We start from the raw sequence: 13,772 nt of genomic DNA, 5'->3' as shown, positions 1-13,772 counted from the left end.
GCAGAGCCTGCCTCCGGGCGCACCGCCGCACGCTCAGGCACGGCCTGAGGCACCGGCCCCGGAGCCCGCCACGGCCCCCCGGTCGAGCAGGGCCACGTCCGCGGTCAGCGCGTCCAGCCAGGCCATCGCGGTGTAGAACACCGGCGGGGCATCCTCGGGTCCCGGCCGTCGCGGGGCGGGGCCGGCAGGCCCGGGGTCCGTGGGACCGGTGGCGTGTACGGGGTCCGCGGCCGCTGCCGCGCGGCGCAGGCCGGCCGCCACCCAGGCCCCGTACTCCCGCACCACCGCCTCCTCGCGCGGGCCGGGCGGGGCGCCGGGGGGTCTGCGGCCGCCCCACAGGACGTGGTGGCCGGTCATCATCGCCGCCTGCCAGTCCTCGCCCGGGGCGGCGGCCGGATGCTGCCGCTCCGTCTGGTACTGGGCGTACGCGCTCTCCGCCATGGCCAGCGCGTGCCGCACCCGCTGGTCGGGCTCCACCGCGCGGGCCCGCCCGAAGGCGGCCGTGGCCGCCTGGACGTCGTCGGCCGCGGCGTGCAGCAGCCCGGCCACGGCGCGCCCCAGTTCGTCGTGGGCGCCGCGCGGCCAGGCCAGCAGTCCGCACACCATCCCGATCACGCTGCCGACGAGGACGTCCAGGAACCGGACCTCGGCCAACTGCCAGGTGACGGGGGCGAGCTGGGCGAAGGCCATGGCGACCACCAGGGTGAACATGGCCTGCGCCCAGCCCACGCCGCGCACGGGCCCGACGCAGAACGCGAAGAGCATCAGCGGCGGCAGCACGATCGCGTACACCGTCCTCGCCTCCCCGGCCAGCGCGAGGACCCCGCCGGCGGCGACCGCGCCCAGCAGGGTGCCGATCAGGGCCGGCCGGACGGTGGCCCGGGTCTGCTCGGCGTTGGTGCGGGTCAGGCTGAGGACGGCGAGCATGGCCCAGAAGCCGTGCGGGAGGGAGTCCAGTCCGGCGACGGCGCGGGCCACGGCGAGGGCCATGCCGATCCGGACGGCGTTCTGGAAGTGCACGGACCGGGGCCCGGTGTTCGCTGCCAGCCGGTACCACCAGAGCCGCACCGGCCCCTCCGCGGCGTACCAGAACCGGTCGGCCGGCCCGGAAACGGGCCCCGCCTCCGGCCCCGCCGCATCGGCGGCACCCGCACGCCCCCGTTCGGCGATCCCGGCGGCGCCGCGCAGTACGAGCGCGGCGTCCGCCAGCTCCACCAGCGCGGCGTTGCGGAATCCTGGCCCGGGCCCCGTCACGGGGGTCCGGGCGAGGGAGACCTGCAGGTCCCGCAGCCGGGTGGAGTCCGTCGCGGGCGGGCTCCCCGCCCCGAGCAGCCCGGCCGTCCCGGACGCCGACTCGCGCACGGCCCGTACGAGCACCAGCTCGTCCGGCCCGGCCCGCGGGCCCGGCTCCGGCGGGGGCAGCGACTGGAGCCGGGCCAGGAGGGTGCGGGCCGCCAGCCCGGTGTGGGCCAGCGCCCGTTCCCGTACGCCGGGCCCCGCGGGCCGCTGCGCCTCCCCGACCCGGGAGGGCCGCAGGGCCTGCGCCCGCTCCGCGGCCCGGGCGGACTCCGCCGCGGGGAGGGTGTGGGGCGGCCGTTCCAGCACGGCGGCGCACCTGGCCGCCTCGTCCGCGGCTGCCGCGGCCAGGGCCCGGTAGCCGGGGACGACCGGGTCGGGCAGCACGGTGGCCTCGGCGAGGATCAGCAGCAGGACTCCGGCGACGGTGCCGGCCAGCCGCTGGCCGAGGGTGTCGGGGGCGTAGGGCGGGAAGCTGGGCAGGATGTACAGCAGCTGCAACCCGGGCGCGGCGCCCGCCGGGCGGGGTCCGGCCGCCGAGGAGAAGGCCACGCAGAAGCCGATGACCAGCATGCCCGCCACGGCGGCCCAGGTCCGCACCGACAGCCAGGTGCCCAGGACCACCAGCGCGCAGGCGGCGGGGAGCACCCGGGCGACGACCAGGGCCCGCTGGTGTCCGCTGCCCGGTATCCGGGAGAGCCCGGCCAGGGCGACGGCCGCGAAGAGCGCGTAGGTGGCCTCGACGGGCCGGTCCAGCCCGTACAGGAACCCGTAGAAGCCGATGCCGGCGGCGAGGGTGACCCGGACGGCCCGCCGCGCGGCCGCCGGCAGGGGGCCGGTGCCGGTACGGAGCTCCATCAGGGCGGCACGCACCCCTTCAGCGTGCCACCGGGCGCCCCTGCGGTCCTGCCGTATCCCTTGACACTTCGTCAGGCGGGGCGCAATTTATATCGGCAGCCCGATATAACTCGGCATCCCCATCCGACCAGCGCCCCGGAGGCCCGGTGGAGCCGCCCCGCACACGAGAACAGCCCCCGCGCCGCACGCCGCAGGCGCATCGCACCCCGCAGGCGCAGCGCAAGTCCGAGAGCCGCGCCCGCCTCATCGACGCGGCAGCCGGCCTCTTCGCCCGCAAGGGGTTCCACGGCGTCTCCGCCGAAGCCGTCGCCGAGGCGGCAGGGCGGACCACGGGCGCGCTCTACAGCCACTTCGGCGGCAAGGAAGGCCTGCTGCTGGCGCTCCTGGAGGTCTGGAAGGAGCGCACGAGCGAGGAACTGGCCGCCGAGATCGCGGCCGGGGACCCGGCCGACCCCGCCGTGCACTTCTCGGCGATGTGGGGCAGCCTCACCCGCCCGCACCCCGAGCACGGCGACTCCTGGCTGCTGCTGGAGACGGAGCTGTGGCTGCACGCCGCCCGCGGGCCCCTCATCGGGGACCGGCTCGCCCAGCGGTACACCGAGATCCGCGCCCAGCTCGGCGAGGGCCTGGCCGACTGGGCGGAGGCCACCGGAACCCCCCTGACCCGTACACCGGAGGAGACCGGCGCCCTGGTGCTCGGCATCCTGCTGGGCCTCGCCATGCAGCACCGGCTCGAACCGCGCGCCGTCCCCGACGGGCTCGTCATCGAGGCCCTCGGCGCCGTCCTGGGCCTCGACAGGGCCTGCTGACCCGTAGGACTCCTATCTGCGCCACCGATCCGTGCATCGATCCGTGCCACCGATCCGTGCCGCTCCGATCCGTGCCGCTCCGATCCATGCCGCTCCGTTCCATGCCGCTCCGCCCCGATCCGATCCGTCCGACGAAGGGAACCGCCCCGTGCTGCCGACCGGCAAGATAGACCTCCTTGAGGACACCTGGGCCCGTGAGGTCCCGCACGCCCAGTTCACCCGGCTGCGCCGGGAGGACCCGGTCCACTGGCACGAGGTGCCGGGCCCGCACGCCGGCTTCTACGCCGTCACCCGCCACTCCGACGTCAAAGCCGTCAGCCGCGACCCCGAGCTGTGGTCCACCGAACTCGGCTCGTTCATGATCCGCGACCAGAACCCCGAGTCCCTGCAGACCCTGCGCCTGGTCCTGCTCGGCATGGACGCCCCGCGCCACTCCCGGTACCGCTCGCTGGTCAGCGCGGGTTTCACGCCCCGGGTCGTACGAAGGCTCGCGGCCCGGATCCAGGAGCGGGCGGTCTCCCTGGTGGAGCGCGCGGTCACCCCGGGCCGGGACATGGACTTCGTCGCGGAGGTCGCCGCGTGGCTGCCGATCCAGACGATCTGCGAGATGGTCGGCGTGCCCGAGGGGGACGAGCGGCTGATCTTCGAGTGGAGCAACCGGATGGCGGGCTCCCAGGACCCCGAGCTCTCGGCCGGCAAGCACGACAGCGATCTGGCGGCCGCCGAGATCTACGCCTACTGCGACGCGCTCGCGGACGAGCGGCGGGCCCGACCCCGGGAGGACATCCTCTCGACGCTGGTCCACGCCGAGGTCGACGGGGACCGGCTGTCGCCGGACGAGATCAACATGTTCTTCGTACTGCTCTGCGTCGCGGGCAACGAGACCACCCGCAACCTGCTCTCCGGCGCCCTGCTCGCCCTGATCGACCACCCCGCGGCGCGCGCCGAGCTGGCCGCGGCCCCCGGGGACGAGGCCCTGTGGACCACGGCGACGGAGGAGTTCCTGCGCTGGGGCGGCTCGATCCACAACTTCCGGCGCACCGCCACCCGTGACACCGTCCTGCGCGGGCGGCCCGTCGCCGCGGGGCAGAAGGTGGTCACGTACTACACCTCCGCCAACCGCGACGAGGAGGTCTTCGCCGACCCCTTCGCCTTCGACATCCGCCGCACGCCGAACGAGCACCTCACCTTCGGGGGCGGCGGCCCCCACTTCTGCCTGGGCGCCGGCCTCGCCCGCACCCAGATCAAGGCCCTGGTCCGGGAGCTCCTGCGGCGTCATCCACAGGTGTCCCTCACGGGGGAGGTGCGCCGCCTGCGCTCGGACTTCATCAACGGGGTCAAGTACCTCCCGGTCCGCTTCGGATAGCCGGGACGGCTGGCCCGGGACCTCCGGCCCTCTCGGGACCTCTGGCCCTCCCGGGGCACCCGCGGCCGCTGTTACAGTTGTCGGCAGCGAAGGGGAGTAGTCCCGAAAACCGCTGGTCGACATACTGGACGCCTCGACGGGTCCCGGCCACCGGGCCACCGTGCTTCACGTGCGGGGCGGACGAGACCTTCGGCCAAGGCATGACCCGTCCCACATCACCGTGTGGGCCGCTTCGTCGTGCCGGGCCGAGTGGTTCTTCCCGTCGCCCCCTGCTGGGTGCCGATCCGAGCCATCAGAGCCCGGCTCCAGCAGAAAGCAGCATCCCGGAATGACTCTCGACCCCGTGGCGATCTTCACCGCCTTCGGTCTGATCTTCCTCGCCGAGCTCCCCGACAAGACCATGTTCGCCTCACTGGCCATGGGCACCCGGATGCGGCCGCTGTACGTATGGTTCGGCACCTCCACCGCGTTCATCGTGCACGTGGCCATCGCGGTCGGCGCCGGAAGTCTGATCGGCATGCTGCCGAACATGGCCGTCAAGCTCGTCTCCGCCGCCCTGTTCGCCTTCGGCGCCGTCGTCATGATGCGCTCCGGTGCGGACGACGACGACGCGGACTCGGCGGCCAAGGCCGTCACCGGTTTCTGGCCCGTCTTCACCACGGCGTTCATGGCCGTCTTCATCGGCGAATGGGGTGACCTGACGCAGATCACCACCGCCAACCTCGCCGCCACCAACGGCTGGCTGCCCACCGCCATCGGTTCCGCCGCAGCCCTCATGTCGGTCTCCGCCCTCGCCCTGATCGTGGGCCGGTTCATCGCCAAGCGGGTCCCCCTCAAGACCGTCCAGCGCTTCGGCGCCCTGTGCATGGCGGTCCTGGCCGTCTGGACGCTCGTCGAAGCCTTCACCGGCTAGACGGCCTGGACCGGATCCGTCAGTCCGCCCGCGGCGCGGCCTTGAGCAGGGCGAAGACCGCCCCGCTCGGGTCCGCCAGCCAGGCGATCCGCCCGACGTCGGGCACGTCCGCGCCCGGCATCAGCACGGCGGCGCCGCTGGTCCGCGCGGTGCTCACCACGGCGTCCACGTCCGCGACCGCGAAGTACGGCACCCAGCGCGCGTCCGTCTCCCCCGCCGTCAGCGGTGCCACCCCGCCGAAGGAACCGTCCTCCTGGTCCCCTTCGGCGGTGCTGAGCACCTGATAGGTCATGCCGGGCGCCTCCATCTGCCGTGAGCGCGTCCCGAAGAGGGCTCCGTAGAAGGCGAGCGCCGCCGGCGGATCCGGCACGTGCAGTTCGACCCAGCACAGCGCGTTGTCGGCGGAGGTCAGCTCCAGTCCCGGTGTCCGGCCCGGCTTCCAGGTGGCGAACTCGGCGCCCTGCGGGTCGGTGTACTGGGCGAGCCACCCCTCCCCCATGACGTCCATCGGCTCGACGCGGACGGCGCCCCCGCCGTCGCGCACGCCGCGGGTGGTGGCCTCCACGTCGTCGGTCCGGAAGTACACGGTCCACGCGGAGGTCGCCCCCGGATCGAGCTGCCCCACCGCGGCGACGGTCTTCCCGGCCGCCTGGAAGAACCCGTACCCGCCGGTCTCGGGCCCGAGCAGGTGGAACTCCCAGCCGAAGACGGCCCGGTAGAAGGCCGCGGCCCGGGGGATGTCGGGGCTCCCGAGGTCGATCCAGTTGGGCGAGCCGGTGCGGTAGTCGGTTCCGAGCACGGGTTCCTCCTGCGACGGGGATTCGGATGCGAGGTATGCGAGGTATTCGAGTATTCGAGGTACCCGCACGGCGGCCCCTCACCCCGGCATCCCCTCCCATCGCCACACGTACGGGTCCCCCCGGCACACCGCATTCGGCCGGTGCGTGTCTCCGCGGCCCACCCGCCCGGCCGCGCGCCCCGCTCACCGCAGGGTGGGCGTGGTCTCGGTTGCGGCGTGGGACAGCTTCTCCGGGTTGCGGACGAAGTAGAGGCCGGTGATGCGGGTGTCCTCGACGTGGAAGGCGATGACTCCGTCGAACTCCCCGTCGATGTGGACGGCCAGAGCCGGGGTGCCGTTGACCATGGTGGGGGCGAAGGAGAACGAGATGCCGCCCTTGGCGGCCTTGCCCGACATGCCGGCGAAGACGCGGGCCACGCTGAGGGCACCGACGATCGGCCGCAGTGCGGCGTGCTTGATGCCGCCGCCGTCGCCCATGTAGACGACCTCGGGGGCGAGCACGTCGAGGAGGCCCTGCAGGTCCCCGGTTTCGAACGCCCGCTGGAACGATTCCACGGCCGCCCGGGTCTCGCTCGCGGAAACCGTCCGGCGGGGGCGGCGGGCGTCGACGTGCTTGCGGGACCGGTGCGCGATCTGCCGGACGGCCGCCGGTGTCTTGTCGACGGCGGTCGCGATCTCCTCGTAGTCGAGGCCGAACACCTCGCGGAGCACGAAGACGGCCCGCTCGGTCGGCCCGAGCGTCTCCAGGACCAGCATCATCGCCATCGACATGCTCTCGGCCAGTTCCACGTCCTCGGCCACGTCCGGCGTGGTGAGCAGTGGCTCCGGCAGCCACTGGCCGACGTAGGCCTCCTTGCGGCGGCTCACGGTGCGCAGCCGGTTCAGCGCCTGGCGGGTGGTGATCCGCACCAGGTAGGCGCGCCGATCGGTGACCGCGGCGAGATCGACGCCCGTCCAGCGCAGCCAGGTCTCCTGCAGCACGTCCTCGGCGTCGGCCGCCGAGCCGAGCATCTCGTAGGCGACGGTGAAGAGCAGGTTGCGGTGGGCGACGAAGGTCTCGGTCGCCGGATCAGGTCCCTGCAAGGGAGTGTCCATGGTTGGTTCTCTTCCGTCAGTTTCCGTCGGCCTTGCGGCGGTTCGAATCCGTTCATGATCACCGGATCGGCCGGGCGGCTCAAGCGGTCTGTTCGGCGGCGGCCCTGATCCCGCCCTGCTCGGCTTCCAGACGCCGACCGCGGGCGTCGCCTCCCGACACGCGGTGCAAGCCGTACGAACCCGGCTTGTCCGCCTCCGCGACGAGGTGCTTCACGGTGCCCCTGCAGACGACTTCCTTGAGCTTCGCGCCGGGCCGGCCGCCGATGTGGAACCACAGCGCGGTGTCGTTCCTGTGGGCGAACTGGAAGATGCCGGCGCCTCGGCCCAGGCTGATGCACTGGCCGGCGAACACCGAGTTGAGGGTCTCCGGCTGTTCGCCCCCGATCCGGCTCAGCACCGTGTCGGCGACCCGCGCGCCCATCGGCGTCGCGGCCTGGCAGCTCATCCGCGGCGCCAGGCCCGAGGGGGCCGCCGAGTCCCCGGCCGCGAAGACGCGCCCGTCGTCCACGCTGGTCAACGTCTCGTCCGTGAGCAGGCGGCCCAGGGCGTCGGTGCTCAGCCCGCTGCGCGCGGCCAGGTCCGGGACGCCGAAACCGGCGGTCCAGATGGTCACCGCGCCCGCCAGTTCGCGGCCGTCCGCGAGCCGGACGGCGTCGCGCGTCACGGCCGTCACCTTGGTGTCCGGGCCTTCGAGCACGGTCACCCCGAGCGCCGTCAGCCGCCGGGCCACGGAGCGCCGCCCGCGGGCGTGGAGGTACGGGCCGAGGACGCCGCCGCAGACCAGGGTCACGGCCCGGCCCTGCTCGGCCAGTTCGGCGGCGGTCTCGATGCCGGTCGGACCGGCGCCGACCACCGTCACCGCGGCCGTCGACGGCGCGGCGTCGAGGACCGGCCGCAGCCGCTGCGCGTCCTCCAGGGTGGCGATCGGGTGGGCGAACCGGGCCGCGCCCGGCACCGTCGGGTCCGCGCTGCCGCTGCCCACCGCGTAGACGAGGTAGTCGTAGGCGACCCGGCCTCCCGAGGCCAGGGTCACGCTGCGCTCGGCGGTGTCGATGTGTTCGACGGAGTCGAGGAGCAGCGCCACCCCCTCGGCCAGCACCTTCTCGTACGCGACCACGGCGTCGTGGGTTCCGCCCGCCAGCTGGTGCAGGCGGATCCGCTCCACGAAGACCGCACGCGGATTGACCAGCGTGACCGTGACGTCCTCGCGCTGCTTCAGGCGGTTGGCGGCCATCACTCCGGCGTATCCGCCGCCGATCACGATCACCTGGGTGCTCTCGGCCATGGTGTCCATCTCCTTCGTTTCGAGGGTTCGGACACAAGACACCGGCCGGTCGGCGGTTGTGACAGCCTGCGCGCAGAATTCTTTTCAGTTGTTCCGAGGTCCCCTCGCCGCGGCGGTCAGCAGACCTTCCCGGGACCGGCCGCCGTGGCCCGCAGCAGGTCCTTCAGGAGGACGAAGTCGATCTTCTCCGGCCTGCGGAAGCGCAGGCAGCCCTTGCCCATGTCATGGCCCGCGAGTCGCTCCGCGAAGGCTTCGCGGACGTCGCCGCGCATCAGGTAGAAGGAGATGTACTGCTTCTGGCTGGCGAAGGCGATCTCCCCGACGCCTTCCCGTTCGTACGCGGGCATCCCGTACGCCATCACTTCGGTGAATCCGCGCAGCTCGGTCCGGCACAGCTCCCGCAGCCGGGTCAGTGCCTCCCTGCGCTCCTCGGGTACCTCGGTGAGGTATGCGTTCACGTCTTCCGCCTGGCTCTGAACCATGGACCCGAGCCTAGGCGAACCCGCGCCACCGCCCTCGCGCAACCTTGCGGTTGCGCAGGGGAAGGTGACGTGCAACTCTGTAGTTGCACCGAATCACTCAATCGCTTGCGACGAAGGAGTCCCTGATGAACGCGGACCGGATCGAACGCGACACCCTGATCGAGGCGTCCCTGGAGCGGGTCTGGTCCCTGGTGGCCGAGCCGGGCTTCTGGGTGGCCGACGAGGGCAGCCTGACGGGCACGGTGGCCAGGGAAGGGGAGTCGATCGTGGCGAAGAACAGCGAGTACGGCGAGTTCCCGGTACGGGTGGAGAAGGTCGAGCCGCCGACCTACCTGGCGTACCGGTGGGCCAGCGCCTTCCCCGGCCAGGAACTGCGCGAGGACAACAGCACCCTGGTGGAGTTCACGCTGAGCCGCGAGGGGAACAAGACGCGGCTGCGCGTCGTGGAGAGCGGGTTCGCGGCCCTGGCCGGGTCCGAGGAACTGCGCGGCAAGGCGCTGAAGGACAACACCGGCGGCTGGCCGCAGGTGCTCGACGCCTTCAAGAAGCGCGCCGAACAACCGGCCTCGTGAGCGAGGAAGGCCCCGGCCCCGACGAGGCGGTCGACCACGTCCTCGTCGCCCTGGCCGACCCGACCCGGCGCAAGCTGCTCGGCCTGCTCGCCGCTCACGGCGAGGTCAGCGCGACCACCCTGGCCGAGGGGCTGCCCGTCTCCCGGCAGGCGGTGGTCAAGCACCTCGCCGTCCTGGACGCCGCCGGGCTCGTCTCCGGCAGCCGGGTCGGACGCGAGGTCCGGTACACCGTGCGGCCCGCGGCCCTGGACGCCACGGCCAGGTGGATGGCCACCCTCGCCGCCGACTGGGACCGACGGCTGGCAGCCGTCAAACGGATCGCCGAGGCGGCGCAGCGGGATGCGCGCTAGGCCGCCACGGCCCGATAGTGGGAACTGTGAGCGACTGGCCAGAAGGAACCGGACGAGCCGCGCGAGCCGCGGCGAGCGCGGCGAGCGGCGCGGACCACGGCGGCGGGCACGAGCCCGTCGCCTGGTCCGGGCCGGAGGGCGCACAGGCCTTCGCCGCCGTGGAGGCGGCCACCGACTGGCTGCTCGGGTACCCCTTCGTCTTCCGGGCCCTGGCCCGGTGGGTCGGCAGCGGATCCGTCCTGGTGGACTACGGATGCGGGCCGGGCAAGGTCGCCGACCGCGCGGCCCGGCAGCTCGGAGCGAAGGTGCTGGGCGTGGACACCTCCCCCGAGATGCTCGCGCTCGCCCGCGGCTCGGGGACGGCGGTCGCCGAATACCACCTGGTCACCGACGGGCGCGCGGCCTGCCTGGCGGACGGCGGCGCCGACGCCGTGATGTGCAGCCACGTCCTGGCTTCGCTGCCCACCGAGGAGGCCGTGCTCGCGGTGTTCCGGGAGATCCGCCGGCTCCTGCGGCCCGGCGGCCCCTTCGTCCTGCTGGCCACCGATCCCGCGTGCAGCGGTACGGAGTACGCCTCGCTGAGCATCGGCGAGGCGGGTGCCACGTACGGCCCGGGCGACGAGCTGCCCGTACGGCTCCGGCGTACGGACGGCAGCTGGCAGGTGATGGCGAACCACGCGTGGCCCGTGAACTTCTACCCGGCCCTGCTGGAGCGGGCCGGATTCACCCTCCTCGTCCAGCACCGCCCGACGGTGGAAGAGGCCCTCGGCATCCCCGGCCTCGTCGACGCGGACCTCGCCGCCGGCCGCACCTGGTCGGCGGAGCGGGCCGGTCCTCCCCTGGTGATCACCACGGCGCTGGCGGTCTGAGAGCGGCCCGGGCGCTGGCCGTGTCTCAGCGCAGCTGGAGCACGCTGCGGACACCGGCGTGGTCGGAGGGCCACAGACCTGACGGGGTGCGGTCGGCCTGGGCGTGACCCACCCGGTTGGCCGTCAGCGCCTTGACCTTGCCGCGGAAGAGCACGTAGTCGATGCGCTGGGTGAGGGTGGAGGTGGCGTTGCGCAGGTCGGGGGCCTGGCAGCAGGTGAAACCGGGGTCGCGGGGGCGGGTGGCGGTCCAGGCGTCGGTGAATCCGGCGGCGAGCAGGCGGTTGTGGCTCTGGGTGTTGGTTCCCGGTGTTGCCCCGACTCCGCCGGCGGCCGAGTTGAGGTCGCCGAGCAGCACGGTGGGGAGCGTGGTGTTCAGCGGGCCCGCGAGCAGTTCGTCGGCCTGTGCTTCCTGGACGGCGGGGGCGGCGGGCTCGAGATGGGTGGTCACCACTCGGGTGGTGCGGCCGCGCAGCGTGGCGTCGGCCGAGGCCCAGCCGCGCTCGACCCGCAGCGGCGGACTGGGCGGGCAGCCCAGCACGGGGCGGCAGATGGGCACGTGGCTCTGGAACCGGGCGGCCTGCGGGTTGGCCACGGAGAAGGTGCGGGCGGGCAGGTCGGTGCGCGCCAGGAGTACGTCGCGGTCGGTGAGGCGGATGTCCTGCAGACCATCGGGCGTGGAGCGCGGGGCCTCGAAGTCGCTGCCGACGGTGACGCTGGCCACGGCCGCGTAGTGCTTGCCCCGGGCGGAGAGCTCATCGAGGAGGATCTGCAGGAAGTCTTATTCGACGTGGGTGGCGCTGCCCGGCCCGGCAGGCGTCTGGCTGCGCCACAGCACGGCTTCCTGCACGCCGACGAGGTGGGGATCGCTGTCGGCGATCTCGTCGGCCAGCGCTTCGGCCCGCTCGGGGAAGTCCGTCGCCCGGACGTTCGCCCATACCGCGGTCACCGCGGCGACGAGCCCCTGTGGGCTGGTGGCGGCGAGAACGGGCGCGAGGTCGGCGCCGAGGTAGAGGTTGCGGGTCATGACCCGCAGGGACGTACGACCGCCCTCGGCAGCCGAGGCCGCCCCGAGTGACCCGGGTGCGAGGAGCGCGAGTGCGCACAGGGCGGATGTGAACCAACGGCGAGCCATGCGGCAGCCCTTCCGGTCAAGGCGGGCGAACACCCGCATCCTGGCCGAAATCTAAAGTGACTGCCGGCAGCCGGCGATCCGGGTGTGAGCTGGACGGCCTACGGTGCGCCTGAGCGCGCCGCAGTCACCTCCGGCATCGTGCGGACGAGCTCAGCAGGCGCAGGAGATGCCCGAGCGCGGGGCGGTCAGATCGTCGATCGCGCGCTGGTCGGTGCCCTGGGCGGTCTCGAAGGCGAAGCCCTCGCGGACCCAGTACTCGAACCCGCCGAGCATCTCCTTCACCTGGTAGCCGAGTCGGGCGAAGGCCAGCGCCGCACGCGTGGCGCCGTTGCAGCCGGGGCCCCAGCAGTAGGTGACGACCGTCAGCTCCGGGTCGATCAGCGCCGGCGCCAGCTCCGCGATCCGCGCCGTCGGAAGGTGCAGCGCGCCCGGGATGTGGCCCTGGTCCCAGGCGGCCTCGCTGCGGGAGTCGACCACCACCAGCCCCGGGACACCGGAGAGCAGGTCGGCCCGTACGTCCGAGACGTCCGCCTCGAAGGCGAGCCGGGCGGCGTAGTGGGCTGCCGCGACGCCCGGAGCGGCGGCGGGGACGGAGAGGACGGCGCTGGTGAGCTCAGTGGAGACGGAGGAGACGGTCGCGGACATGGGGAAACTCCTTGTGCGGGGCGAAGGGCGGGATTTCATTCACCGGCCGGGGGACTCCCTTGCGGCGATGCCTCCATCCTCTGTTCCCGTCACCCCCGTGACGAGTGGCGTAAACGCCTCCACTCGTCAAGATCCCGCCAGGGGTGCGGTGACCCTGACGAACGCCTTCCGGTAGGCCGTCGGCGTCGTGCGCATCTGCCGGCCGAAGTGGTGGCGGTACGTCGCGGTGGAATCGAAGCCGACCGCCGCGGCCACCTCGTCCACCGTCCCCTCCCCCGACTCCAGCAGCGGCAGGCTCGCCGCGATCCGCTGGGAGACCACCCAGCGGATCGGGCTCACACCGTTGCGACGGGTGAAGTGGCGGAGGAAGGAACGTTCCGACATGTTCGCCGCGCGGGCCAGGGCCGGGACCGAGAGCGGGCCGTACAGTCGCTGAAGGGCCCAGGCCATGCTCCGGGAGATGCCGTCGTCGGCGCCGCCGGGGCCTATCTCGCCGACTGCCGCCTCGATGAACTGGGCCTGTCCGCCCTCGCGATGGGGTGGTACCACGAAGCGGCGTGCCACGGTGTTGGCGACGGCGGCGCCGTGGTCGGCGCGGACCAGGTAGAGACAGAGGTCGATGCCGGCGGCGCTGCCCGCGCTGCTCAGCACGTCGCCGTTGTCGACGTAGAGGACGTCCGCGTCGACCTCGATCGCGGGATGACGCTCGGCGAGGGTGCGGGCGTAGCGCCAGTGGGTGGTGGCCCGGCGGCCGTCGAGGAGGCCGGTCGCGGCGAGCGCGAAGGCGCCCGAGCAGATGGAGACCAGGCGCGCACCCCGGGCGTGGGCCGCGAGGAGGGCGTCGACCAGCGACGGCGCGATGGTGCCGCCGGCCGGGGAGACTCCGGGAATGATCACGGTGTCGGCGGCCGCGAGCGCGTCGAGCCCGTGCTCGGCACGGAGCGTGAAACCGCCCACCACACGCAGGTCGCGGCCCGGTTCCGCCGAGCAGACCCGCAGCTCGTACCAGGGCAGGTCCCCCAACTCGGGCCGCGCGAGGCCGAACACCTCGACCACCACGCCCAGTTCGAAGGGCGCCATGCCGTCGAAGGCGAGTACGGCCACCACATGGGCGGGGGGCGGCTTCGTGAGGTGAAGGGATACGGCCTCGGAAGTCATGGCCGTACTGTAACCAGGCGTCCTGACCGGGTGTCCTGACCAGGTGTCCCGACCAGGCCTCATCAGACTTCATGGGGCCTCATCGGCCGGTGAAGGAAGAGGGGATCAGGAGGGCGAAGAGGAGTACGCACTCCTTGCCACTT

General features: G+C 73.1%; 15 protein-coding genes. 6 read left to right on the top strand and 9 right to left on the bottom strand.

All coding sequences use genetic code 11. The features are described from left to right. Positions 1–33: 33 nt before the first annotated feature. Positions 34–2,169: an FUSC family protein gene (locus tag MTF69_RS34750; protein ID WP_243340362.1), complete on the bottom strand. Its 2,136-nt coding sequence runs from the start codon at positions 2,167–2,169 to the stop codon at positions 34–36. Positions 2,170–2,300: 131 nt separating this feature from the next. On the opposite strand from MTF69_RS34750, the gene MTF69_RS34745 reads away from it, so the two are divergent. From MTF69_RS34745 to MTF69_RS34735, 3 genes are all read left to right on the top strand, one after another. Continuing rightward, complete coding sequence (locus MTF69_RS34745; RefSeq protein WP_243340361.1) at positions 2,301–2,963, top strand: TetR/AcrR family transcriptional regulator; 663 nt, start codon at positions 2,301–2,303, stop codon at positions 2,961–2,963. A gap of 148 nt (positions 2,964–3,111) precedes the next feature. Further along, the gene (locus MTF69_RS34740) at positions 3,112–4,329 is read left to right on the top strand and encodes a cytochrome P450 (protein WP_243340360.1); all 1,218 of its coding nucleotides are present in this window, start codon (positions 3,112–3,114) and stop codon (positions 4,327–4,329) included. Positions 4,330–4,657: 328 nt separating this feature from the next. Beyond that, the gene (locus MTF69_RS34735) at positions 4,658–5,242 is read left to right on the top strand and encodes a TMEM165/GDT1 family protein (protein ID WP_243340359.1); all 585 of its coding nucleotides are present in this window, start codon (positions 4,658–4,660) and stop codon (positions 5,240–5,242) included. Between the two features lie 19 nt (positions 5,243–5,261). Here the strand turns inward: MTF69_RS34735 and MTF69_RS34730 are convergent, their stop codons facing one another. The 4 genes from MTF69_RS34730 to MTF69_RS34715 form a co-directional block, all read right to left on the bottom strand. After that, positions 5,262–6,041 (bottom strand): VOC family protein, encoded by a 780-nt coding sequence (locus MTF69_RS34730; protein WP_243340358.1) that lies wholly within the window; start codon positions 6,039–6,041, stop codon positions 5,262–5,264. Between the two features lie 183 nt (positions 6,042–6,224). After that, a complete protein-coding gene (locus MTF69_RS34725; RefSeq protein WP_243340357.1) occupies positions 6,225–7,136 on the bottom strand; it encodes an RNA polymerase sigma-70 factor in 912 nt (303 codons plus the stop codon). Between the two features lie 79 nt (positions 7,137–7,215). Then, positions 7,216–8,421, bottom strand: coding sequence for an NAD(P)/FAD-dependent oxidoreductase (locus tag MTF69_RS34720; protein WP_243340356.1), 1,206 nt, complete (start codon positions 8,419–8,421; stop codon positions 7,216–7,218). A gap of 116 nt (positions 8,422–8,537) precedes the next feature. Beyond that, positions 8,538–8,903, bottom strand: a complete 366-nt coding sequence (locus MTF69_RS34715; protein ID WP_243340355.1) for an iron chaperone — start codon at positions 8,901–8,903, stop codon at positions 8,538–8,540. Between the two features lie 125 nt (positions 8,904–9,028). Here MTF69_RS34715 and MTF69_RS34710 point away from each other — a divergent pair, with 125 nt between their 5' ends. From MTF69_RS34710 to MTF69_RS34700, 3 genes are read left to right on the top strand one after another with little or no spacing between them, the layout of a single operon-like run. Beyond that, entirely contained in the window at positions 9,029–9,475 is a 447-nt protein-coding gene (locus MTF69_RS34710; protein WP_243340354.1) for an SRPBCC domain-containing protein, read from the top strand. Further along, the gene (locus tag MTF69_RS34705) at positions 9,472–9,825 is read left to right on the top strand and encodes a helix-turn-helix transcriptional regulator (protein ID WP_243340353.1); all 354 of its coding nucleotides are present in this window, start codon (positions 9,472–9,474) and stop codon (positions 9,823–9,825) included. The genes MTF69_RS34710 and MTF69_RS34705 overlap by 4 nt, the downstream gene beginning before the upstream one ends. Positions 9,826–9,851: 26 nt before the next feature. Next, positions 9,852–10,694: a bifunctional 2-polyprenyl-6-hydroxyphenol methylase/3-demethylubiquinol 3-O-methyltransferase UbiG gene (locus tag MTF69_RS34700; RefSeq protein ID WP_243340352.1), complete on the top strand. Its 843-nt coding sequence runs from the start codon at positions 9,852–9,854 to the stop codon at positions 10,692–10,694. 25 nt (positions 10,695–10,719) lie between these two features. Here MTF69_RS34700 and MTF69_RS43570 read toward each other — a convergent pair whose 3' ends face one another. From MTF69_RS43570 to MTF69_RS34680, 4 genes are all read right to left on the bottom strand, one after another. Next, positions 10,720–11,415, bottom strand: coding sequence for an endonuclease/exonuclease/phosphatase family protein (locus MTF69_RS43570; protein WP_243340351.1), 696 nt, complete (start codon positions 11,413–11,415; stop codon positions 10,720–10,722). A 57-nt stretch (positions 11,416–11,472) separates the two neighbouring features. Continuing rightward, a complete protein-coding gene (locus MTF69_RS34690) occupies positions 11,473–11,826 on the bottom strand; it encodes a hypothetical protein (protein WP_243340350.1) in 354 nt (117 codons plus the stop codon). 150 nt (positions 11,827–11,976) lie between these two features. Further along, positions 11,977–12,471 carry a rhodanese-like domain-containing protein gene (locus MTF69_RS34685; protein WP_243340349.1) on the bottom strand — a complete coding sequence of 165 codons (495 nt, stop codon included), beginning with the start codon at positions 12,469–12,471 and terminating at the stop codon, positions 11,977–11,979. Positions 12,472–12,597: 126 nt separating this feature from the next. Further along, positions 12,598–13,629, bottom strand: coding sequence for a helix-turn-helix domain-containing protein (locus tag MTF69_RS34680; RefSeq protein ID WP_243340348.1), 1,032 nt, complete (start codon positions 13,627–13,629; stop codon positions 12,598–12,600). Positions 13,630–13,772 lie beyond the last annotated feature (143 nt).

Origin of the sequence: Streptomyces sp. AP-93 (genome assembly GCF_022808175.1) — a bacterium.
GTDB lineage: Bacteria > Actinomycetota > Actinomycetes > Streptomycetales > Streptomycetaceae > Streptomyces.
This window is presented reverse-complemented; position numbering and strand designations above follow the sequence as displayed.

Bases quoted from the DNA above. Each gene is read 5' to 3' on its own strand.
- MTF69_RS34710 (WP_243340354.1), top strand. From the start codon at position 9,029: ATGAACGCGGACCGGATCGAACGCGACACCCTGATCGAGGCGTCCCTG.
- MTF69_RS34680 (WP_243340348.1), bottom strand. From the start codon at position 13,629: ATGACTTCCGAGGCCGTATCCCTTCACCTCACGAAGCCGCCCCCCGCC.
- MTF69_RS34725 (WP_243340357.1), bottom strand. From the start codon at position 7,136: ATGGACACTCCCTTGCAGGGACCTGATCCGGCGACCGAGACCTTCGTC.
- MTF69_RS34685 (WP_243340349.1), bottom strand. From the start codon at position 12,471: ATGTCCGCGACCGTCTCCTCCGTCTCCACTGAGCTCACCAGCGCCGTC.
- MTF69_RS34690 (WP_243340350.1), bottom strand. From the start codon at position 11,826: ATGGCTCGCCGTTGGTTCACATCCGCCCTGTGCGCACTCGCGCTCCTC.
- MTF69_RS34720 (WP_243340356.1), bottom strand. From the start codon at position 8,421: ATGGCCGAGAGCACCCAGGTGATCGTGATCGGCGGCGGATACGCCGGA.
- MTF69_RS34715 (WP_243340355.1), bottom strand. From the start codon at position 8,903: ATGGTTCAGAGCCAGGCGGAAGACGTGAACGCATACCTCACCGAGGTA.
- MTF69_RS34735 (WP_243340359.1), top strand. From the start codon at position 4,658: ATGACTCTCGACCCCGTGGCGATCTTCACCGCCTTCGGTCTGATCTTC.